General features: G+C 69.7%; 18 protein-coding genes and 3 pseudogenes. 13 read left to right on the forward strand and 8 right to left on the reverse strand.

The genetic code is table 11. From position 1 onward, the window contains the following. Positions 1-259 (forward strand): annotated as a pseudogene (locus FCI23_RS40800) (IS630 family transposase); the annotation flags it as partial. Between the two features lie 35 nt (positions 260-294). Here the strand turns inward: FCI23_RS40800 and FCI23_RS40805 are convergent. Beyond that, complete coding sequence (locus FCI23_RS40805; RefSeq protein WP_136729181.1) at positions 295-864, reverse strand: TetR/AcrR family transcriptional regulator; 570 nt, start codon at positions 862-864, stop codon at positions 295-297. 90 nt (positions 865-954) lie between these two features. On the opposite strand from FCI23_RS40805, the gene FCI23_RS40810 reads away from it, so the two are divergent. From FCI23_RS40810 to FCI23_RS40820, 3 genes are read left to right on the forward strand one after another with little or no spacing between them, the layout of a single operon-like run. After that, a complete protein-coding gene (locus FCI23_RS40810; RefSeq protein ID WP_136729182.1) occupies positions 955-1878 on the forward strand; it encodes an NADP-dependent oxidoreductase in 924 nt (307 codons plus the stop codon). A 54-nt stretch (positions 1879-1932) separates the two neighbouring features. Continuing rightward, on the forward strand, positions 1933-2259 hold the full coding sequence (locus FCI23_RS60915; RefSeq protein ID WP_265737811.1) for a transposase: 327 nt from the start codon (positions 1933-1935) through the stop codon (positions 2257-2259). Further along, positions 2220-2390, forward strand: a complete 171-nt coding sequence (locus FCI23_RS40820; protein ID WP_246144553.1) for a hypothetical protein — start codon at positions 2220-2222, stop codon at positions 2388-2390. The genes FCI23_RS60915 and FCI23_RS40820 overlap by 40 nt, the downstream gene beginning before the upstream one ends. A 312-nt stretch (positions 2391-2702) precedes the next feature. On the opposite strand, the gene FCI23_RS40825 is transcribed toward FCI23_RS40820, so the two are convergent. Both FCI23_RS40825 and FCI23_RS40830 read right to left on the reverse strand, forming a co-directional pair. Continuing rightward, a complete protein-coding gene (locus tag FCI23_RS40825) occupies positions 2703-3521 on the reverse strand; it encodes an SDR family NAD(P)-dependent oxidoreductase (RefSeq protein ID WP_136729183.1) in 819 nt (272 codons plus the stop codon). A 517-nt stretch (positions 3522-4038) separates the two neighbouring features. After that, complete coding sequence (locus tag FCI23_RS40830; protein WP_136729184.1) at positions 4039-4791, reverse strand: DUF4118 domain-containing protein; 753 nt, start codon at positions 4789-4791, stop codon at positions 4039-4041. A gap of 204 nt (positions 4792-4995) precedes the next feature. Between FCI23_RS40830 and FCI23_RS40835 the strand changes: the two genes are divergently transcribed. Continuing rightward, positions 4996-7233, forward strand: coding sequence for a sensor histidine kinase (locus FCI23_RS40835; protein ID WP_136729185.1), 2238 nt, complete (start codon positions 4996-4998; stop codon positions 7231-7233). On the opposite strand, the gene FCI23_RS40840 is transcribed toward FCI23_RS40835, so the two are convergent. Further along, positions 7230-8780 carry a hypothetical protein gene (locus tag FCI23_RS40840; RefSeq protein ID WP_136729186.1) on the reverse strand — a complete coding sequence of 517 codons (1551 nt, stop codon included), beginning with the start codon at positions 8778-8780 and terminating at the stop codon, positions 7230-7232. The two genes, FCI23_RS40835 and FCI23_RS40840, sit on opposite strands and share 4 nt — an antisense overlap. Positions 8781-9130: 350 nt before the next feature. Here FCI23_RS40840 and FCI23_RS40845 point away from each other — a divergent pair, with 350 nt between their 5' ends. The 8 genes and pseudogenes from FCI23_RS40845 to FCI23_RS60925 form a co-directional block, all read left to right on the forward strand. Further along, the gene (locus FCI23_RS40845) at positions 9131-11656 is read left to right on the forward strand and encodes a sensor histidine kinase (RefSeq protein WP_246144554.1); all 2526 of its coding nucleotides are present in this window, start codon (positions 9131-9133) and stop codon (positions 11654-11656) included. Further along, positions 11653-12261: a response regulator transcription factor gene (locus FCI23_RS64150; RefSeq protein ID WP_136729187.1), complete on the forward strand. Its 609-nt coding sequence runs from the start codon at positions 11653-11655 to the stop codon at positions 12259-12261. The genes FCI23_RS40845 and FCI23_RS64150 overlap by 4 nt, the downstream gene beginning before the upstream one ends. Further along, positions 12262-12420, forward strand: a complete 159-nt coding sequence (locus tag FCI23_RS63305; protein WP_169317168.1) for a hypothetical protein — start codon at positions 12262-12264, stop codon at positions 12418-12420. A 544-nt stretch (positions 12421-12964) separates the two neighbouring features. After that, entirely contained in the window at positions 12965-14527 is a 1563-nt protein-coding gene (locus FCI23_RS40855; protein WP_136729205.1) for a Na+/H+ antiporter, read from the forward strand. Positions 14528-14617: 90 nt separating this feature from the next. Next, positions 14618-15226 (forward strand): universal stress protein, encoded by a 609-nt coding sequence (locus FCI23_RS40860; RefSeq protein ID WP_136729188.1) that lies wholly within the window; start codon positions 14618-14620, stop codon positions 15224-15226. Positions 15227-15673: 447 nt separating this feature from the next. Beyond that, complete coding sequence (gene kdpF / locus FCI23_RS40865; protein WP_136729189.1) at positions 15674-15763, forward strand: K(+)-transporting ATPase subunit F; 90 nt, start codon at positions 15674-15676, stop codon at positions 15761-15763. Beyond that, positions 15763-15936 (forward strand): annotated as a pseudogene (locus FCI23_RS58660) (potassium-transporting ATPase subunit KdpA); the annotation flags it as partial. The gene kdpF and the pseudogene FCI23_RS58660, both read left to right, overlap by 1 nt. A 37-nt stretch (positions 15937-15973) precedes the next feature. Beyond that, positions 15974-16069: pseudogene (locus FCI23_RS60925) on the forward strand (winged helix-turn-helix domain-containing protein); the annotation flags it as partial. A 147-nt stretch (positions 16070-16216) separates the two neighbouring features. Here the strand turns inward: FCI23_RS60925 and FCI23_RS40880 are convergent. The 4 genes from FCI23_RS40880 to FCI23_RS40895 all read right to left on the reverse strand — a co-directional run bounded on the left by FCI23_RS40880 (position 16217) and on the right by FCI23_RS40895 (position 21925). Then, complete coding sequence (locus FCI23_RS40880; protein WP_246144556.1) at positions 16217-16504, reverse strand: hypothetical protein; 288 nt, start codon at positions 16502-16504, stop codon at positions 16217-16219. Between the two features lie 356 nt (positions 16505-16860). Next, positions 16861-19617 (reverse strand): bifunctional YncE family protein/alkaline phosphatase family protein, encoded by a 2757-nt coding sequence (locus FCI23_RS40885; RefSeq protein WP_136729192.1) that lies wholly within the window; start codon positions 19615-19617, stop codon positions 16861-16863. A 5-nt stretch (positions 19618-19622) separates the two neighbouring features. Then, positions 19623-20987: an ABC transporter permease gene (locus FCI23_RS40890; RefSeq protein WP_136729193.1), complete on the reverse strand. Its 1365-nt coding sequence runs from the start codon at positions 20985-20987 to the stop codon at positions 19623-19625. Further along, positions 20984-21925, reverse strand: coding sequence for an ABC transporter ATP-binding protein (locus FCI23_RS40895; RefSeq protein WP_136729194.1), 942 nt, complete (start codon positions 21923-21925; stop codon positions 20984-20986). The genes FCI23_RS40890 and FCI23_RS40895 overlap by 4 nt, the downstream gene beginning before the upstream one ends. Between the last annotated feature and the right edge of the window lie 478 nt (positions 21926-22403).

The following is a 22403-nucleotide window of genomic DNA, read 5'->3' on the forward strand; positions in this document are numbered from 1 at the left end:
CCGCTTCCACATGCACTTCACCCCTACCGGCTCCTCCTGGACCAACCAAGTCGAATGCTGGTTCGGCCTGCTGACGGACAAGCTGATCCGACGCGGCGTGCACACCTCCGTCCAGGCCCTGGAAAACGACATCCGGACCTGGATCCAGACCTGGAACGAAGACCCGAAGCCCTTCACCTGGACCAAGACCGCCGACGGGATCCTGAAATCGCTCGCCGACTACCTCACAAAAATCACCCCGTCCGGACCAAAAAAATAGCAAGAACTTAGACTCGCTATTTACGACGCAGGACACTAGGTAGGGATGCCGTCCGCGGCGACGGCGAGCAGGTCCGCCGCGCTGGTCGACAGTACCTGGGCGAAATCGGCTTGCTCGTCGGCCATGCACCGTGCGGCGGTCAGGCGGAGCACTGCGATGCCGATGTCGGTGGCCAGGCGTGCCGTTTGCGGGTTGCAGCCGCGGTGCACCAGGGCGGCGGTGAGGGCCTCGGACAGCGACGCCAGCTTGATCAGCTCGCGTTCCTTCAGTGGCGGATTGGCCTCGATGACCGCCGACCGCTCCCGCAGGAACTCGCGTGGACGGAACGCCTGCGGCGCGGTGGCGAACGCGGCCAGCAGCGTCGGGAGCGCACCGGTGTCCGCGGGAGCGGCTTCGATCGCGGAGACGAGCTGCTCTTTGAGGTCCTCGCTGCCGCCGAACAGCACCTCGCGTTTGTCGGCGAACCATCGGTAGAACGACCGCTCGGTGAGGTTCGCGCGCTGCGCGATCTGCGCGACCGTCGTGCGGTCGTAGCCCTGCTCGGTGAACAGGTCCAGCGCCGCTCGTTCGAGCCGACCGCGAGCGTTGCCTTCCCACCGTGCCATCCTGCGAGCATAGCGACTGCAGGTGCTGTCGTCACTCTGCTAGCGTGAATGACGACAGCACCTGCTGTCGTTACCTCGCGAGGAGACTTCATGCGCACCCTTCGCTTCCACGAGTACGGAGCACCGCTCGACGTTCTGCGACTCGAAGACGCCGAACCTCCCACTCCCGGACCGGGGCAGATCCGCGTCGCCGTCCAGACATGCGGGCTGAACCCGGCCGACTGGGCGCTGTGCGGCGGACTCTTCACCGGCGGCCTGCCGCGCGGTATAGGACTTGAGGTGTCCGGCACGGTCGAGGCGGCCGGTGACGGAGTGACCGGCGTCGAGATCGGTGACCCGGTGTTCGGCCCGGCGCCCTTCACAGGACCGACCGCCGGCGCGTCCGAGCAGGCTCTCCTCGACCTCTGGTTCCCGCGCCCGCCGGGGCTCGACCCGGTCGACGCCGCCGCGTTGCCGATGGCGGTCGAGACGGCCTACCGAGGTGTGGACGCCCTCGGCGTCCGCGCCGGCACCACCGTGCTGGTGCACGGCGCCGGCTCCACCGTCGGGTACGCCGCGGTGCAGATCGCGGTTCAGCGCGGGGCACGGGTCATTGCCACCGCCGGCGAGACGTACGCCAAGGCCCTGCGCGCCGCCGGCGCCGAAGTCACCGGTTACGGCGACGGCATGGCCGAGCGAGTGGGGGCACTCGCGGGCGGACCGGTCGACCTCGCCCTCGACGCGGCACCGGTCAGCAATGCGTTGCCGGGCCTCGTGCGTACCGTCAAGGCGCCCGAACACGTGCTGACCCTCAGCGACTTCGCCGCGGCCGACGAACTGGGCGTGCGTTTCAGCGGGCCCGGCGGCGAGGGCACCGTGCGCAACGACGTGCTCGGCGCATACGCGCAGCTGGCATCTGCGGGTCGCTTCTCGGTACCAGTGGCCCGCGTGTTCCCGCTGGAGGACTGGCGCACGGCCGCGGAGCTGAGCCAGTCGGGACAGGCACGCGGCAAGCTCGTCCTACAGATCGGCTAGAACCGTGTCGACCAAGATCACTGTTCGGCGGGAGCTCCCCATCCCGCCGCCGAACTGATCACGCTGTATCACCAGCGGTGGGAGATCGAGACCGCCTACCTGGAGATCAAGTCCACCATCCTGGGCGGCCGTGTCCTGCGCGCCCGCACCCCTTCCGGCATCACCCAGGAGATCTACGCACTGCTGGTCACCTACCAGGTCCTGCGCCTGGCCATGGCCGACGCCACCGCCACCCGCCCCGACATCGACCCCGACCGCGCCAGCTTCACCACCCTTCTCGGAGAAGATCTCCTCGCAAGCGCGGCAACACCATCGGCGGCGCGGGCGTCACCGACCAGGACATGCTGTCCGGGGCCCTGCACCTGCGCGATCTGGAGATGAGCCTGCGCGACATCGCCAAGCGGCTCGTCATCACCACGGGAGCGAAGAAGGGGCAGCACCCCTCGCCCGCCACCGTCATGCGAATGCTGCGCGAACACGACGAACAGACCGCTGCCGTCTCGGCGCCGTAGACGATCCGTCAGGCGTTCGAGATCATCCCGTGGCGGGTTCTGGCGTATCTGGATCATGCCCCAATAATCGGCGCCTGCAGCGCCTCTCATGGCCGGAGGCCGGTGTTGCAGTCGGCGGCAGAAGGCGGGTGCGGGTGCCCGGAAGGCGGGCCTTGGCGTGGTGTGGGACGCGGCGGATGCGGCGTTGTTCCAGTTCGCCTGAAGGAGGCGCCGGCCAGGACGGGGACGAACTGGCCGGCGCCGGATCGGGGGTGCGGGTTGCCGGTGATGGCGGTCGCCTTCGCGGACACAGCGGGTCTTTCCTTCGTGGGATCAGGCGGCAACGAGCTGGTCGGCGAGTTTGCACAGGCGGCGTACGGTGCGGTCCTCGGTTGCGACGGGCGCGGCCGGGGAGAGCGCGGTGCGGTCGTAGTAGCCGCCGGGGACCAGCTCTGTCGCCGGGTCGCACAGTCGCACCACGCGGGCCGCGCCTTCGGCTGCGGGCTCGCCCTCGTGGGCATACAGCGGCAGCAGCGTGGTCTCGCAGATGCCGGGGTGGACGCTGACGGCCGTGCACCCGGTGGGGGCTTCGGCGCGGGCGAAGACGGTGAGGGCGAGCTGTGACTGGGCGTAGGCGGCGTGCCGGGAGTAGTGGCGGGCGCGGTTGAGGTCGTTCCAGGAGATGGAGGCGGTGCGGTGCATCGCGGAGGACACGTTGACCACCCGGCTGCCCGGGCGGGCGGTCAGCGGTCCGGCCAGGGCGCGGGTGAGCAGGTAGGCCGCCAGGAAGTTGACCTGGAAGGAGAGTTCGTGGCCGTCGGCAGTGAGGGTGTGCCGCTCGGGAGCGGCGACGGCGGCGTTGTTGACCAGGACGTCCAGCACCGGGTGGGCCGCGCCCACCATGCTGGCCAGCGCACGAACGTCATCGAGCCGCGCGAAGTCGGCCACCGCGAGGCGCAGTCGGGCCCGGTCGGCACCGGCGGCCACCAGCCGTTCAACGGCGTGGTGCCCGGACTCGGTGTCGGGGGCGTGGACGATGACGGTGCAGCCCTGTTCGGCGAGCAAGCGGGCGGTCTCCCAGCCGATGCCGGACGTCGCCCCCGTGACCAGGGCGGTGCGCGTGGGCACAGAAGGGAGAGCGGAAGAGGACATGATTCACTCCGGGAACGTGGGCAGGGGCAGGCGCGTAGGGGTGCCTACCCGTGCGCGAATGAAGGCGGCGGACCTCGGTCAGCCGCAAAGAGACGGCGCGTCACAGCGCCGGGAGAAGAACAGCGCGCCAAACCGACGGCACTCTATGAGGTGGCCGGTCGTCATGGCGCAGAACGCTGTTCACAACGTCCATTCAAGAACGCCGTATGCCCAGGCTTCAAGCCTTCGTATCCGTTCCTGACGCAGCTCTGACACCGTCCCTGCCTCCGCGTCAAAGCGGCGTCAGACTTGCGGGCCGCGCGCCAAGGACACGTCAGGACGCATGGTGTGCTGGGTGGCCCGCCGTGCGGCCCGGCAGCCGGCGCAAGGTGGCGGCCGGACTGTTGGTGCTCAAGCAATCGCTCGGCGAGCCAGGCGTAGCCGCCGTTGAAGGCGGCGCTGAAGGCTTCGAGTTTGCCGAGGAGGACCGCGGTGGGCGGGGTGCCGACGAGGCCGAGCAGGCAGACGACCAGGCAGCTCAGCCACCGTCCCGGGCGGGGCGGGGCGTGTTGAGCGCGGCGCCGACCTGATTCGCGATGGTCACCGCGACGAGGCGTGCTTGCAGGGACGGGGCGGCACCGGGTGTGGGTCGCATCATGAAGCGTCCGTAGAAGTGGCCGCCTGCGAGCGTGCGCAGTTCAACTTCTTGGTCCGGCAGCCCGAGCCGGTCGACGTCCCAGCGGGTGCGCCCCGAGACCACGGTGCCGTCCTGTTCCAGGCGCGGCGGATGGCCCAGCAGGCTCCCGTATTCGAAGCGGCAGCCGCTCAGCTGGAGCAGCCGGGTGAGCTGGTCGCGCACCAGGTCGACCACGGCGTCGGGGCCGGTGGCGGACTGGGCCAGCTCGGCGGTGTGGCGGATCTGGGACAGGTAGCCGGCGTCGGTGATGGCGATGACCTGGAGCCGGCGGGCGCGGGCGGCCAGCTGCGAGACAGCCAGGCCGACGGCGAGCAGCAGGACGGCCGTCGTCACATCGGCGGACCGGGTGATGGTGAACCGTTCGTACGGCATGGTCAGGAAGAAGTCGAACCAGACGGCGGCCGACAGGGCCGCGAGCGCCCCGGCGAGGCGATTGCCGATGGCGGCCACGCCGACCACGACCACCACCAGGACCAGAGCCGCGTTCGTGTTCGAGAAGCTGCCGCGGAACGGGACCAGCACGGCGGCGACGGCGAGGGGGGCCACCACGGCCGCGAGGATCGCGGTACCGTCCCGTGTGAGGCGGTGGAGCATTCCTACCTCCTGCTCTCCTGCCGGCGGGGGCCGACGTGCGGCGCCGCAGGTCGAACAGCCGTACCCGGAGGTGGCGCCCGGGTGTCATCAAGTCTGTCGCGCGAGCTGTCCGCAGGCACTCCTTGTGCACGTCAGCGTTCCGTCAAGATCCAGGCACCTGGGCGGACACTGGGACAAGCGGGAGGGTCCGAAGGGAGGACCGTGATGGAGCGCGGGCAGCTGCGTATCTATCTCGGCGCGGCCCCCGGCGTCGGCAAGACCTTCGCCATGCTCGCCGAGGGCCGTCGCCGGGCCGAGCGCGGCACCGACGTGGCGGTCGGCTTTGTGGAGACGTACGGGCGGCCACGGACCGCCGCACTGCTGGAGGGCCTGGAGATCATCCCCCGGAGAAGCGTGCCCTACCGGGGTACGTCCTTCACCGAGCTCGACGCCGACGCCGTGATCGCCCGGCGCCCGCAGGTGGCGTTGATCGACGAGCTGGCGCATACGAATGTGCCGGGCTCGCCCCGGACCAAGCGCTGGCAGGACGTCGAACGGATTCTCGATGCCGGTATCGCAGTGCTGTCCACGGTCAACATCCAGCACCTGGACTCGGTCAACGACGTCGTCCGGCAGATCACCGGGGTGCCGCAGCGGGAGACCGTCCCTGACGAGATCGTACGCCGCGCCGACCAGGTGGAACTGGTCGACATCACCCCGGAGGCGCTGCGCCGCCGGATGGCGCACGGCAACATCTACACCGCAGACAAAGTCGATGCCGCGCTGACCCACTACTTCCGAGTCGGCAATCTGACCGCGCTGCGCGAGCTGGCCCTGTTGTGGCTGGCCGACAAGGTCGATGACCAGTTGGAGAGCTATCGCGCGGACCACCAGATCGCCGGGACGTGGGAGGCACGCGAACGTGTCGTCGTCGCGCTGACCGGCGGGCCGGAGGGCGACACACTGATCCGGCGGGCCTCGCGCATCGCGGAGCGCACCAGGGGCGCCGATCTGCTCGCGGTGCACGTCACACGCGACGACGCACTTGCCGGCGCCGACTCGGACCACCTCGCGGGCCAGCGCGTGCTGGTCGAATGCCTTGGCGGCACGTATCACCAAGTCGTCGGTGACGACATCCCGACCGCGTTGCTCGACTTCGCACGCGCCGTGAACGCCACCCAGGTGGTGCTCGGCGCCTCGCGGCGGGGACGCCTCGGGCAGGTGTTCTCGCGCGGCGTCGGGCTGACCACGACCGCGCGGTCCGGGCCTATCGACGTTCACCTGGTCACCCACGAGCAGGCCGGTCGGGGGCGGCGCGCCGCCGGAGGCCGGGATGTGATGAAGCGGCGTGGGCGCGGGCACGCTGTCCCCGACACGGTGATGCTGTCTGCCCTGGCCGGGGGCGTACTGCGCGGTGAGCGCACCCTCGATGCGCTGCTGGAGCAGCTCCGGGAGACATTCGGCCTGGCCTCGGTCACCCTGCTCGAACATCGGCCCGGCGCGCCGCTGACTCCGGACCGCCAACGCGACCCGCGAAGCTGGCGAATCGCTGCCTCCGTCGGTGCCGAGCCCTGCGCCAGCCCCGACGAGGGCGACGTGGACATCCCGGTCGGTGACGGGCTGACGCTGATTCTGCGCGGCCGGACTCTGCCCGCCGCCGACCGGCGGGTCCTGGAGGCGTTTGCGGTCCAGGCCGCCATCGCGCTGCGCCTTCGACGTCTGGAGGAGGAGGTCGAACGCCTGCGTCCCGTCGCCGAGGCCGATCGGGCACGAGCCGCGCTGCTCGGTGCCGTAAGTCACGACCTGCGCATTCCGCTGGCCTCCGCCGAGGCCGCCGTGGACAGCCTCGCCGACGCCAATGCCGAGCAGACCGGCGACGACCATGCCCAACTCGTCGCCACCGCCAGGGACTCGCTCGCACATCTCGACCGGCTGGTCGGCACCCTCCTGGACGTGAGCCGTGTGCAGGCCGGCACGCTCGGCATCGATGCTCAGCCCCTGGCCGTCGAAGACATCATCCCCACCGCTCTGGAGGGCCTCGCCGCCTCTGGCCAGCCCGTCGACATCCGAGTCCCCGACGGCATCCCCGAAGTCCTCACCGACCCCACACTGGCGGAACGGATCCTGGTCAACCTGATCTCGAACGCCCAGCACCACAACCCACCCGGCCGGCACGTCCTGCTGACCGCCAGCACCCACGCCGACCGGGTCGAGCTCCGGGTCATGGGCCACGGCCCGGCCACCGTGGACGGTGACACGGGACTCGGCCTCACCCTCGCCCGGGCGCTCGCCGACGCTATGGGCGCAACCCTCATGCCCGAGGAAACTCCCGGCGGCGGCCTCACGATGACCCTCAGTCTGCCTGCCGTCGCACCAGCCACCACACCACTCGACGACACCGGCGACGAGACCGCCCACCCGGCGGTCATCAACCGTGTCGCCGACTGGCGTACCCGGCGTTAACGGAACTCAGCGAGGCGTGGCCGCAGTCCGATCAGCATCAGGCCGGCGGCTGCCATCACGCCTCCGGCCAAGCCCACGGGCATCGTCAGGGCATTTCCGGCGCCGTCGGAGGAAGTCCGGTCGAAGGCGGTCGTATTGATGGTGATCAGCTTGAGTAGTGCCTTGTCGTAGGCGTCGAAGGCGTAGTTGGAGTCGCCCGTGGTGTGGCTGGTGCAGTACTCGATGGCCTCGGCCACCTTTCCGGCGGAGGCCAGGGCGCGGATCCGGCGGTCGTCGCGCTGGTAGACCTGGTACGCGGTCAGAACGCGCTCGGCGGCCGCTCGCTCGCCCGGGAAGGTGATGTTGCGGAACTCGTCGCCGAAGAATCCCGTGAAGTCCAGGCGTGCGTGATCGGCCTTGTAGGCGCGCAGCGCGGAGGCCAGGTCCGTGTCGTACGTGCCGATGGTGGCGCCGTCCAGGTGCAGGAGTCGCTGGCTCTTGGCGAGGAAGTCCTGCTCGTGTGCGGTGGTACCCGCACGGTCCAGGAGATAGCGGGATTCGTCGGCGTTGGCGTCGTAGGAGACCGCACGGGCGCGGGTGAGGGCGACGACGGAGTCGAAGGCGTCGCGGCGGGCGGCTCGCAGGTGGTCCTGCTGGCCGGAGATCTGTACGAATCCGCTGACCAGCACCGTCAGGACGAGGACGGTGGCGGCAGCCGCCCCGGGGTTGATGACGCGGTGGAAGCGAGCCGCGAGGTACAGCTGCAGCGCGGCCAGGAGGGCGAGCATCAGCAGGCCGGTGACGAGGAGCGCGACACGGATCGCGGACTGGGTACCGGTGGCGTCGGCGTAAGTGTGCTCGAAGGCGGCGTTGTTGGTGGTGACCAACCGGTCGGCCTCAGGCAGCAGCCGGGTTCGCATCAGTTGGGTGGCGAGGGTGTACTCGGCCACCGCTTTCGGGTCGGCCTGGCCGGCCGGGCGGTGGCTCTGCTCGCCCAGGACCAGAGCGCGGACGGCGTGTTCCTCGTACGCGCCGAGGTCGCTGATGGCCGAGGCGACGGTGCGCTCGGCGGCGGCGTCGCCCTTGGCGGCCTCTGCCAGGTCGCGCAGGTATCCGCCGGCCTGTCCGCGCCTTTGGCCGTAGATGTCGGCGGCCTGGGCGCGTAGGGACGACAGGGAAGCGGTGTCGCCCATCATCAGCTGGTTGGCGAGCTGCGCGTCCATGTCGTTCAGCGTGAAGTACAGGCCGGTCGCGCTCGTCACCTGGGGCGCCGACCGTTCCCGTATGTCCGCCCAGGATCCGCTCGCCGATACGCCGCCGGTCACCAGCACGCCGACCAGCCCGGCGGCTGTGACCAGCACCACGGCGCGCAGCAGTCGCAGCCGTGAGGGAACGGTCCGGGGAAGGCCGCCGCGCAGGACCGGGCGCCATCTCCGGCGACATACCACGGTTGCGGGAGAGGAGGGATCGAAGCCCGCCCCACCGGGCGGAGGAGTGGCCTCGGAGCCGGTGCGCTGCCCTGACGCGGGCGCGCCTGAACGTCCTTCGGCGGCGACGGTAGTCGTCATCGCGTTATGCCCCCCACTGAGCGCCCCGGAGCGGCGTCTGCCCGCTCTCCCTCGGCCCGCAACACCGTCGCAGTCCGGGAACACCTGTGCTGGCGTGTTGGCGCGGCCCTGACGCCGGAGCCCGAAAGATTGACGCGTTTCTGACGGGGATCGGCGCTCGTGCTTTGCGCCGGTCTACCGCTGAGCTCGTAGGCTGGTTGCGCATGGGCGTTAAGGCCGCACCAAGACCCCGGGTGCAGCCGTCAGGAGTTCGCTAACGCGACCCGCCAGGGACTCGCCCGGCGCTTACCTGTCACTGTCGTCGCCGGTCCGTACCGGCACCGCCGGTGGCCTCCGTACGACCGCGCAGCGTGGCACTTGACCAGGAGGCCCAACCAGTGAAGCGCGGCAGGCTCAAGGTGTTCCTCGGAGCGGCCCCCGGGGTGGGCAAGACGTACCGGATGCTGGACGAGGCCCGGCGCCGGGCCGAGCGGGGCACGGACGTCGTGGTGGGGTTCGTCGAGTGCCACCAGCGCCCGCACACCGTAGCGATGCTCGACGGGCTGGAGACCCTGCCGCAGGCCGAGCGGGACTACCGGGGCACGGTCTTCGCCGAGATGGACCTCGACGCGGTCCTCGCCCGCAAGCCCAAGGTGGCCCTCGTCGACGAGATGGCCCACACCAACATTCCCGGCGGCCGCAACGCCAAGCGCTGGCAGGACATCCAGCAACTGCTGGACGCCGGCATCGACGTCCTGAGCACCGTCAACGTCCAGCACCTCGAGTCGGTCAACGACGTCGTCGAGAAGATCACCGGAGTCCCGCAACGCGAGACCGTCCCCGACGAGATCGTCCGCGCCGCCGACCAGATCGAGCTGGTCGACATGCCCGCCCAGGCGCTGCGCCGCCGCATGGCGCACGGAAACGTCTATAACCCCGAGAAGGTCGACGCCGCGCTCGCCAACTACTTCCGGGTCGGGAACCTGACGGCGCTGCGCGAACTGGCCCTGCTGTGGGTCGCGGGGCGGGTGGATGAGTTCCTGCAGGAATACCGGTCCGAACACGAGATCCGGGGTGTGTGGGAGACCCGGGAACGGGTCGTGGTGGCCCTCACCGGCGGCCCCGAGGGCGAGACCATCATCCGGCGCGCCGCACGGATCGCCGACCGGGCCGGGCACGGCGACCTGCTCGCCATCCACGTCGCCCGCAGCGACGGCCTCGCCGACGCCTCACCCGCCGCCCTGGCCAAGCAGCGGGAGCTGATCGAGAGCCTGGGCGGCAGCTACCACACGGTCGTCGGCGACCACATCCCCACCGCGTTGCTGGACTTCGCCCGCGCCGAGAACGCCACCCAGCTCGTCATGGGCACCTCGCGGCGCGGGCGGCTGGCCGGCTTCCTCGGCGGACGCGGCATCGGCGAGACCACCAACGAGCTGTCCGGCGACATCGACGTGCACATGGTCACCCACGAACGGGCCCGCCAGGGCCGTCTGCTGCCTTCCCGGGGCAGCAGGAATCTGCCGTTGGCTCGCAGGGTGCTCGGCCCGGTGGCCGGGCTGCTGCTTCCGGCCCTGCTCACACTCGCCCTGAAGAACACGCCGGGCGGGCTCAACCTCACCAGCGAGGCGCTGCTCTACTTGCTCACCGTGGTCGGCGTCGCCTGCATCGGCGGTGTTGCCTCCGCCGTCCTGGCGTCGGTAAGCGCCTCCCTGCTGCTCAACTACTTCTTCATCCCGCCCACGGGCCAGTTCACCATCGGCGAGGCCAACAACGTCCTGGCGCTGGCCGTCTTCACCGTGGTCGCCGTCACCGTCGCCACCATCGTCGACCACTCCCTGCGCCAGTCCCGCCGGGCAGCGAAGGCCACCGCCGAGGCCGAGACACTCTCCGCCATGGCCGGCAGCGTCCTGCGCGGCGAGCAGGCCGTGCCCGAACTCCTGGAACGCACGAGACAGATCTTCGGCATGGACTCCGCCGTCCTCGTCCACTGCGACCACCAGAGCGCCGAGGATCCGCCGGCCGACGGCGCCGCGGCCGCGCTGGTCCCGGTCGGCCCGGACGACGTCCTGGTGCTGCGCGGCCGCCGCCTGGCCGCCTCCGAGAGCCGGGTCCTCACCGCGCTGGCGGCCCACGTCTCCGCCGCCCTGGAGCGAGCCCGGCTCGCCGAGGCCGCCGCCGAAGTGGAGCCGGTCAAGGCCGCCGACCGCATGCGCACCGCCCTGCTCGCCGCCGTCAGCCACGACCTGCGCACCCCGCTGGCCAGCGGATGGGCCGCCGTCAGCAGCCTGCGCAGCCGCGACGTGGAGTTCTCCGACGAGGACCGCGACGAACTCCTCGCCACCGCCGAGGAGTCCCTGGACCGCCTCAACCGGCTGGTGGACAACCTGCTCGACATGAGCCGCCTGCAGGCCGGCGCCCTCACCCTGCGCCTGGAGGCCACCGCCCTCGCCGAGATCATGCCGCTCGCCCTGGACCCCCTGCCCGACAGCCCGGTGCCCGTCCTGGTCCAGGGCCTGGAGGACGCCGCCGATGTCGTTGCCGACCCCCCGCTGCTGGAACGGGTCGTCGCCAACCTGGTGGCCAACGCCATACGGCACACTCCGCCCGGAGAATCGGTCCGGGTCAGTGCCAGCGCGCTGGCCGACCGCGTCGAGCTGCGCGTCATCGACCAGGGTCCCGGCCTGGGCCCCGAGGATCGCGACCAGGTCTTCGAACCGTTCCAGCGCACGGGCGACACCGACAACACCACCGGCCTCGGACTCGGCCTCGCCCTCTCCCGCGGCCTCACCGAGGCCATGGGCGGCACCCTCACCCCCGAGGACACCCCCGGCGGCGGCCTGACCATGGTCGTCTCCCTCCCCGCTGCCCCGGCCCTCAACGAGGAGGTCCGGGCATGAAGCGCATCCTGATCGTGGATGACGAACCGCAGATGACCCGGGCCCTGCGCATCAACCTCAAGGCCCGCCACTACGACGTGGACACCGCCCTCGATGGCACCACGGCCCTGACACTGGCCTCCCGCAACCCGCCCGACGCCGTCCCCCTCGACCTCGGCCTGCCCGACCTGCCGGGCATCGACGTCATCCACGGGCTCCGGGCGTGGACTTCCGTCCCGGTCATCGTGCTCTCCGGGCGGTCCGACCCCGCCGAGAAGGTCGCCGCGCTCGACGCGGGGGCGGACGACTACCTCACCAAGCCCTTCCTCATGGAGGAACTCCTCGCCCGGCTCCGCGCCGTGCTGCGCCGTCCCGCCCGAGCCAGGCCTCGGCTACCGCTTCGATCCGTGACGTCAGTCCAGGCCGGAGGCCCGGAACACTGCTTGGGCCTCCGTGTCGTCGATGCGCTCGCTCAGACGCTGCAGTACGTCTGTCCCGCCGAGCAGCGTGCCGCGTTCGCGGGAGCGTCGGGCGCCGGCGTCCAGCTCGTGCCAGAGCAGTGGATTGGCGGCCAGGACCCGGGGGTCGAGCGCCATCCAGCGGCCGGACGTGTCCCGCAGAAGTAGGTGGCCCGAGATGCCCTCGTGCTGTCGAACCTCGGCCAGGGTGTCGGTTCGCACCCGGCGCTCGCGTACGAGTCCTCGTACGGCTATCCAGCCCTCGCCCGCCGTCACGCGAGGCGGCAGCAGGACAGCGAGGACCAGGGCCGCCAGCAGCGTCCATAGCCCCGCGCGTGGCAGGGTGAGGGTGCCCGCAGCCTGGTCGAGCAGCATGATCGGCCCGAAGAAGGCGAGCGTGCACAAGAACGCGAACCGGGCGCCGCCGCGCCAGTGCCGGTCGCCGGCTCTCTCACCGGGCATCGGCATCGGCAGTCGCGTGGCTCGCCGTCCCATACGGCCGACGCTAGAAGCGGCGCGGGCCCGCGAACCCGGCACTGACACTTCCCTGACGCGACACGCCTCGGTCTTAACGCGCCTCTGGCGCGGGAGCCCGAGATGGACACGGGGCCTGCGAGTGCGGTCGGGCTCGGCCCGGCGCAGCACTCCCCAGGTCGTGGGGCCACCTCGCCCTGGCCGAAGAGAAACGAGCGCAGGAAGTTGCGGAACGGGGTTCCTCCCGCACAGTCGTGCGAAGGGCACGCGCTAAGGACATTGCAGATGAGCATCAGCGTCGGGTAAATTTCCTGCTGGAGTGCCGGGAAGTCTGGTCGGCGACAGCAAGCGCAAGCACCACAGCGGCCGTACCAGCACACATCCTGGCGACCCTTACATGACCGTCCTGACCGCAGTACTGCTGCTGGTGGCCGTGGCCACCGCCGTGGCGACAGGGGCCCGTCATTGGCGTATCCCGGCGCCGTCCTTGCTGGTCATAGCCGGTGTCGGGGTTGGCCTGCTGCCCTGGGTGATGGCTTTCCGGGTGTCGCCGCAGGTGATCAATCTGGTGGTGCTGCCGCCGCTGTTGTATGCCTCTGCGGAGGAGATCTCCTGGCGTGAGCTACGGCGGGTGTGGCGGCCAGTCACGGTGCTCGCTTTCGGATTGGTGCTGGCCTCGGCCGCTGCCGTTGGTGCGGTGGCGGCGGCGTTGACGCCACTCTCCGGGACGATGGCCCTCGTACTGGGAGCGGTGCTGGCCAGCACGGACCCGGTGGCGGTGACCGCGCTGGGGCGGCGGCTCGCGCTGCCGCCGCGCATCCAGATGATGGTGCAGGCCGAAAGCCTGTTCAACGACGCCACGAGCCTGGTGCTGTTCAAGGTCGCAGTGGGTACGGCGGTGGCCGGCGGGGCGCTGTCGGGTGGCACGGCCGCCGGTGAGTTCGTGGCTCTGGGCGGCGGCGGGGCGCTGGTCGGCGCGGCGGTGGCCGGGGCGGTGGCGCTGATCCGGCGTCGTACCGAGGACCCGGTGCTGGAGACGGTGATCGCGCTGGTCACCCCCTACGCGGCCTACGTTCTGGCCGAGGATGTGCACGCTTCGGGGGTGACCGCGGTGGTAGTCGCCGGGGTCGTGCTGGGCGGGCAGACGCAGCGGCTCACCAACGCACCCATCCGCCTGCAGGTGCACGCGGTCTACGGAACCGTCGTCTTCCTGCTGGAGAGTGTGGTCTTCGCCCTCATCGGTCTGGAACTGCCGTCGCTCATCCGTGATCTCGGCGCCGAGGGCCACACCTGGCCGCTGCAGGCGCTCGCGGTGGCCGGGACCCTGCTGACCGTCCGGATGCTCTGGGTCTCCCCGCTCTCGGCCGCCATGCAGCGCCGGCACGGCATCGGCCCGATCTCCTGGCGGGTCCCCTCAGTGCTGTCGTGGGCCGGCACCCGCGGCGTCCTGCCGCTTGCGGCGGCCCTGTCCATTCCGCTCACCGCCCATGACGGCACGCCGCTGCCGCAGCGGGAACTGGTGCTGGTGCTGACCACAGCGGTCGTCGTCTTCACCCTCGTCCTGCAGGGCTTCACACTGGCGCCCGTGGTACGCCGTTCCGGTATCGCCCTGGAACCCACCAGCACCGCCCGCCAAGAGGCCAACGCCCGCGACAGCCTCGCGCGTGCCGGGCTCACGCAACTGGAGCAGCTCGCCGACCTGGAGGCCGCGCCCGAGGTCGTGGTGGACCAATTGCGCCGCGGCTTGCAAGCCCGCATTGACCATGCCCGGTCCGAGATGGACGAGGCCGCGGATCCGGCGGACTCCACCGCCACCGCCTATCGCTCGATGCGGCGTGCCCTGATCGAGGCGGAGTCCGCCGAGCTGCAACGGCTCTACGACGAGCACCGGATCAGCGACACCACGCGCAGGCGTATCCAGCGCGCCCTGGACCAGGAGGACGTCGGCCTGGGGGAGTAGCACGGGCCGGGTCAGGGAGCCGTCAATCCGGCGTTGTCTCCCGTCAGGGGCGCGTCAGGACGGTCGCCCTCTGCTTGCGGCTTCGCTTCGATGGGTGCAGGACATGCGGTACGGCAGCGAGGCGACCAGCGGAGAGGCAGCGGTAGCAGCCATGGACGAGACCGGCACCGGTACCCGGCGCATCGTGGTGGGGGTGAGCGCAGTCTTGCCGCGCTGCACCGCGCGGTGGTCGAGAGCCGCCGTACGGACGCCGAGATGCTGGCGGTGCTGGCCTGGGAACCTGTCGGTGGCGAGTTCGCCTACCGTCGTGCCCCGCTACCGCCGCTGCTGGAGGACGGCCGCCGTCTGGCTGAGGAGCGGCTGCGCAGCGCACTGGACACGGCCCTCGGCTGGGGCTGGAGCGAGCGCCGGCTGCAAGCCCGGGCCGTCCGCGGAAATCCGGGCAGGGTGCTGGTCCTGACAGCCGACCGGGAAGACGACCTGCTGGTGATCGGCGCCGGTCAGCGCGGCCTGCTGCGCCGGGCGCTGTGCCGCTCGACCAGTCGCTACTGCCTGGCAAACGCGACATGCCCGGTCCTGGCCGTACCGCCGTCCCCTCTGCAGCGCCACCTCACGGCCGTGCACCGCCGCAACACCTGGCGCCTGCCGCTCCCGCCCCGGCGACCCGGCGAGGACGCACCCCGACTGCCGCGCGGATGACGCTGCGCCCGTAGGCACGTCGATCTTCCCCTCGCGGCCTCCCTCAGCCGTTCTCGGGCGGTTCGCGTTGTGTCGAGCGCGGCGCCGACCTGGTCAGCGAGGGTCACCGCGGCTGCTGAACCGTTTCCGGTGGTAGCGGTCCGAGGCGCGGGTCGGCACCACCGATCGTGGGTGGCGCATCAACGCGGCATCAAGGTACTCCGTCACGGCGTCAGGACCGCGCTAACGAGGGTCGTCAAGGGAACTCGTGAGCGCTTCACTCCAGGGGCCGGTCCTCGCCGACACCGCTCAGGTCCGCTCGTGACCCCCCACACCCGAGAGGACTGGGCGGTTATGTCCCTTTCTTGCTTCCCGGGGTGTCTCGCACATGCCAGACCTACTGTTCATCGTCGTCATCGTCGCGGTCTTCACCGTGCTCGGCCTGATCGCCAAGGGGGTCGAGCGGCTGTGAGTATCGAGAACGTCGTCGGACTCGTCGTTGCCGTCTGCCTGCTCGGTTACCTGGTGCTGGCCCTGATCTTCCCGGAGAAGTTCTAGTGAACGACACTCTCGCGGGCTGGCTGCAGATCCTCGCGCTCATCGGCGCGCTGGCCCTGTCGTACCGGCCTCTGGGCGACTACATGGCCCACATCCTCACCACCCCCAAGCACCTGCGCGCCGAAGCAATCGTCTACAAGCTCGGCGTGCTGGCCTTCTCCGCCGTCTCCGTGCGGCGAACACCGCGGTCAGCCACAGCCAGACGGTGATCACATCGCCGGCCTGCGCCAAAAGCTCGAACCGGACCCGACACACCCGCGCCACCTGATCACCGAACCCGGCATCGGCTACCGCTTCGAGCCGTGAACGTACGCACCGGTTGTGCGGATCACCTCACGGCCCGCACCACCGCCGCGCTATGCGGTGCCCGCGTTCCGAGCCTTAACGATTTCCTCATCGGGGCGGGAACTCTTGTCAAGTCCTTGACGCTCCCTAACGGCGGGGCCGGTCACACTAACCGGACAGCCCACGCACCACCTGTTCCGCGAGGTGGCTGGCGTGACGGCGGGCGATCAGGTCGCGGTGCCAGCGCAGGAGCGTGTCCGGCCGCACCAGCAACCGTATCCGGCGCAGCACTTGCGTTGGTAGCTGGTGCAGCAGCGCCGCGAGGAACGCCCGATCGGCCGGTGTGAAGCGCACTCGCTGCCCGTTCAGCTGCCGTTCGAGCACCGTGATCTGATGGCGTAGAGCGAGGATCTCCACGTCCTTGTCCCGGTCACTCATCGGCAGCAGTCGCAGCATCGAGAACACGTTAGACACACCCAGATGTGCCAGTCTCAGCAGCACGACCGATCATCATGCCGGGATGATCGTCATCCCTGCCAGAGTGCCCACTCGTCCCCGTCGCCCGACATCACGGATATCACCGCACACCGGCTCCGACTAGGGCGGATGAGGCTATCGGCAAGGGCAAGGTCGATACCAACGTACTGATGCCAGTAGCTCGCGTTCTGCGGCGGGGCGTTTGCCTTCGTCGGGCAGACGCCGATGGTCCACATCCTGTATTTGCCACACAGGGGACAGAAGGGGCCCCTGGCCAGCGGTGACGCCGGCCAGGGGCCCCTTGACGCGATCAGGCTATGCCAGTCGGCCCAATGTCAGCCGTCGTTCTCCGACGACGGGATGTAGGCGCCGGGCACGTCGTTCGGCGCGTAGATCTTGGTGTCACCGGGGTACGGCTTGGTCCAGTTGTTCGTCTCGTACCACGTGAAGCGGTTCATCTGCTCCGGGTTGGCGTAGTCCGGCACCGCGTTGGGTCCGGTCAGCCGCTGGTGCGACTGCCAGGTCTTCCACTGCGCCGCGACGTTCTTCTCGGACGCCGGCACCGATACGGACGTCGGCACGGGCGCCGCCTTCGGGTCCTGCGCCGCCGGGGTGTCCGAGCCACAGGAAGGCTGGGTGCTCAGGCCGAGGGTCAGCGAAGTCCGGTTGGGCACCGCGTTGAACGGCGCGTTGTTCGGCTTCTGGGTGAACGCCCCGTACATCGGAGTGGCCGCGCTGTCCATCTGGTTCATCGGGTGGATCCCGAGTATCTGCTCGATGGTGCGGACCATCGTGATCTGCGAGTAGTAGTGGTTGTCGACGGTGCCGTGCTGGGCATAGGGGCTGATGACCTGGACCGGGGCGCGGTGGCCGTCGACGTGGTCGAGGCCGGCCTGGGAGTCATCCTCGACGACGAAGATCGCCGAGTCCTTCCAGTACTTGCTGTGCGAGATGGTGTCGACCATCTTGCCGACCGCGAGGTCGTTGTCCGCTACCTGGGCGGTGGGGCTCGTCGACCCACCGGTGTGGTCGTTGGAGAGCCAGAACATGTTCAGGTTCGCAGGACCGTTCTTCTGGAAGTCCTGCTGCCAGATCTGCTCCTTGTAGATGTCCGGGACGCTGGTGTCGAACAGCGGGAAGCCGGGCACCGACACGTCGTTGAGCGACGGGATCGCCGAGCCCGTTTGAATGGGGTAGGCGGTCTTCTGCCCGGTCGCCTGCATGTTCTTGGTGTCGCAGTACAGGTTCTGCCAGGTCGCGCCGGACGGCTTGCTCTCGAGCGACTGGAACTCGCCGAAGTCCTTGACGGACTTCCCGGCCGCCTGCGCACCGGTCCAGATGAAGCCGGACTTCTGGTGGCCGAGAACGTCGTTCTCGGTGTCGTAGCTGCGCGTGTACTCACCGGCCGAGGACTCGGTGTACTCCGGGTCGTCGGACTGCATCAGCCAGTTGTGACCCTCGGCGGAGTTCGTGCCGACGTCGTAGAAGTTGTCGTACAGCCCGAACTGCGAAGCCATCGCGTGCTGGTTCGGCGTCACGTTCTCGCCGAACTGCGTCAGCGCCGAGTCGCCGTTGCCCTGCGGCATGTCGCCCAAGACCTGGTCGTAGGTCCGGTTCTCCTTGACGATCAGGAAGACGTGCTTGATGGTCGAGGGGGCGCCGATCTGGGTCGGGACCGGCACCGCCTTGGCCTTGCTGCCGTTGGCCAGCTTGACCGAGTTGTTGGTCCAGCCGTTCTGCTTGAAGACCTTGGCCGTCTCGGACTTGATGGTCCTGTCGTCCGGCAGCGTGAACTGCGTCAGGCTCGACGTCGTGTCGTGGGTGCCGTGCGCGCCGCTGGTGGCGTCGGGGCGGAGGGCGTCGACACCACGGGTGTTGGAGACGACCACGGTCTTGCCGACGGTGGTGATCTCCGAGGGGAAGTAGTCGGTCGGGAGCAGGCCGACGTACTGGGCCGGCTGCTGCGCGGAGGTGTACCGGTAGACGGCGACCGCGTTGGCGCGGCTCAGCGTCACCAGCAGGTGACCGTCGTCGGTGAGCGTCACGGCGTTGGGCTCGTAGCCGACCGACGCCTCCGGCCACGGCTGGGTGGAGACGGTCTGAACGACCTTGTCCTTGCGACTGTCGATGACCGACACGTTGTTGTCGGCGGTGTTGGTGACGAACACCGTGCCGTTCTTGGCGTACACCGCGGTCGGGTGCAGACCGACGTTGATGGTCCCGACGGCCGCGGACGAGTCCGCGAGGTTGATGACGCTGACCGTGCCGGTGGTGCTGGCGCCGGTCTTCGGGTTGGCCGGCACGTCGGTGCCGTAGGAGTTGATGGTGGTGTCGCCGGCCTTCGCCGGACGTCCGCCCTCGTTGCTGACGTAGAGCTTGTTGCCGACCATGGCGATGCCACGGGGGGCGGTGCCCACGGTCCAGCTCTGCTTGATGGTGCCGGTCACCGCGTCGATGGCCACGACCTTGTTCTGGCCGTTGACCGCGGAGTACACGGTGGAGCCGTCGGCCGAGAACACCGCCGCGCCCACCAGCGCCTGCTTGGAACCGTCCGCCGGGATGTTGACGGCCGTCGGGTTGGAGAGGGTGCCGTCCGCGTTCACGGTGAACTTGGTGTAGCCGTTGGCCTGGCCCAGCCACAGCTGCTTGCCGTCGGGCGAGTACGTCGGGCCCTCCTGGCCGACGGCGCTGCTGCTGATGCGCAGGTTGTCCGCCGCGTTGGTGCCGACCTTCTGCTTCACCTGCCCGGTCTTGAGGTCCATGACGACCAGCGCCGCGTCACCGTCGGCGACCGCGGCCGCGAGAGTGCTGCCATCCGGGCTGACCGTGGACGACATGATCTTGCCGTCGTTGATGACGGTGCGGCTGCCGTACGGGTCGATGTACTGGTCGGAGGAGATGACCTGGCCATTGGCGGTGGTCTGGCCGACCTGCTGGGTGCCGAACTGGTTTGTCTGGGCAACAGCGGTGCCCGTGACGGCGAGGACGACAGCGATGCCCGCCGTCACCAGAGAGGTCCGGCGGCCGACGCGTCTACCCAAAAGGCTGATCTGCGCCTTCTCGTCAATCCGACGCTGCCGTATTACCTGCATTGAAGTTATCCCTTCGGGGTGGTGTGAAGCAGTTCGACGTTGCCGTCGAACTGCCAAAGCGGGTTCGGTGCGTCCCCGGCCGGGGTCCGCACCAGGAAGAAGCCGTTCACTTCCTTCGGTCCGTCGCCATCGGCGATGAACCGCCCGTTCGCGGTGACGTCGAGTTGGTAAATGGCCGTCCCTGTGACCTGGATGCCGGGGAGATGCCAGGAGACGACGCAGCGCCAGTCGTTACCCGCCCCCTGGGGGGCGACATGGCCGCCGCTCTTGTTGCAGGCGGCCGTGGCCCGCAGTTGCGCCTCCGTGACCGCGGGGCGGTTGAGCTGCTGGGTCTGCATGCGGTAGAGGTGGGCGAAGGCCGTGGCGACCGACCGCTGGACCTTGCCCTGGTCGATCCCGGAGCCCATGGACGGGGTCGCCACACCGACGACCGCGACCGTCACGCCGACCAGTGCGACGAGCGGCAGGAGTCCGGTGGTGATCGCGCGGCGCCCGGAGTTGTCGTACGTCAGGTTGGTGAAGTCGCGCCGCAGGAACAGCAGATACGCCAGCGCTGTCGCGGTCACAGCCCACACCAGACTGACCGCGATGCCGATCAGGAGCGGGCCGATCTGTTCCGGGCTGGTGAACAGACCGTTCCAGGCGATGAAGGCGTAGCCGGGCAGGGCGAGGCGGACGGCGACGGGCAGCGGCAGCATCTGGGTGAGCTGCATCGCGAGCGCGACGAGCGTGGGCAGCAGCAGCCCCATCGGGGATCGTCCCAGCGCGACCGACCCGAGCAGCCCGATCGCGGCGAGGGCCAGGGTCGGGGCGAGGACGCAGACCCAGGCCAGCAGGACCTTGAAGGCGGCGTCCCCCGGCGCCAGCAGGTGGCCGTCGAGGCCGACCAGCGGATGGTTGCCGACCGCCACGACCCCGCCGACCGCGCTGGATGCGGGCAATCCCGCCACCATCAGCAGGATGACGGTGAGGCTGGCCAGTGCCTTCGCTGCGAAGATCCGCTGGGGCGACCGGACCGCCACGAGCAGGTGGCGCCAGGTGCCGAGCCGGTCCTCGGCGGCGAACACGTCGCCGGCGACCAGCGAGGTCAGCAGCGGGAGCGCCCAGGTGCCCGCGAAGCCGAGCACCACCAGCGGTCCGGCCCACCCCGTGGCGTGCATCCAGCGACCGAAGAGGGTGTCGGAGGGGAGCGTGCTCTGTAGGCTCACCGCGGCGACGAAGAGCGCCGGCGCGATCCAGCAGGCGAGAACCAGCAAGCGGATCCGCCATTGCGAGACCAGCTTGACCAACTCGAAGCGGTAGCCGCGCGCCACCGAGACGCGGCGGGTACTGACTGCGTTGTCATCGGCGATGGTCGCGGTCGCGGTCATCGGCTTGCCTCCTGCTGCTCGGTGAGGGCGAGGAACGCGGCCTCGAGCGGCGACACCACGGGTGCGAGCTCGCGCACCGCGATGCCCGCGTGCACGAGCCGCACCACCAGTTCTTCGAGGGCGGGCACCAGCGCGCGCACGACGAGCACCTCGGCGCCGTGCCATGCCCCGGCGTCGTCGACGACGCCGATCCCGGCCGTGTCGACAGCCAGCCGGCGGGCGGCCTGCGGGTCGGAGGTGAGCAGCCGGTAGTCGAGTTCACGGTTCTCGGCGGCCAGCTTGCTCAGCGGGCCGGAGAAGACGACCCGTCCGGTGGCGACGATGGTGACCTCGGAGCACAGTGCCTCAAGGTCGTCCATGCGGTGGCTCGAGAGCACGACGCTGGTTCCGTCCGCCGCGAGCCGGGTGAGGACACCGTGGACGTGTTTTTTCCCGGCCGGGTCGAGACCGTTGGAAGGTTCGTCGAGCACGAGCAGCCGGGGCTTGGTGAGCAAGGCGGCGGCGAGCCCGAGCCGCTGACGCATGCCGAGGGAGAAGCCGCGGGCCCGGTCGTCGGCGACATCGGTGAGCCCGACCTGGTCGAGCACGTCGTCGATCCCCATTGTCCGCGCGTCGCGGCCGCGGAGAGCGGCCAGCGCGGCGAGGTTCTGCCTGGCGGTGAGCGAGGGGTAGAGACCGGGCCCGTCCACGAAGCCGGCGACACCGTCGGGAGCGGCTAGCGCCCGCCCGACCGGCGTACCCAGGATCTCGAGGCGGCCGCTGTCGGCGACGGCCAGGCCCAGCAGGAGGCCGAGCAACGTCGTCTTGCCGGCGCCGTTCGGTCCGACCAAGCCGTGGATCTGCCCCTGCGCCACATCCAGATCGATGCCGTCGAGTGCGACGACGTCGCCGAAACACTTGGTGATCCCGCGAGCCCGGACTGCGAGGAGTGTGTCCATGAGTCCCTTCTTTCGATCAACGTTCAAGGACCATAAGGACTGCACAGAATGCAGACAGGGACAGCCAGTTGAACGTTCGTGGAACGGGAGACGACCTGCATCCGCTGCACAAATGGGCGGTCAATAACCGTCAATATTTCGACCAACACCTTTTCAATAGCCGGATCGCGTAGCCCACCGGGCCATCAGACACTTGCGATCGCGAACGTCGCCGTCGGCTGGATCGTGATCACGACAAGGCGTCGACACGTCCGTGTGCACGGAGTAGCCAGCATCGAGCCAGACTTGGGCAACGCCTGGACGCACCGAGTCCGTACGAAGCACCGTGGCCCTCAATTTGGTGCACTACCAGCACGAAGCACGCACCCGCAGCGCGCTGTGTGGGCGCTGCAACAGCGTCGAAGGGAGCAATGCTCAGTACCTGTGGATCAGCCCCGGGATGGCGTGCGAAGGGCGTACCTTCCCGATTGATCCTGTG

Origin of the sequence: Actinacidiphila oryziradicis (assembly GCF_005047355.1) — a bacterium.
Classification (GTDB): domain Bacteria; phylum Actinomycetota; class Actinomycetes; order Streptomycetales; family Streptomycetaceae; genus Actinacidiphila; species Actinacidiphila oryziradicis.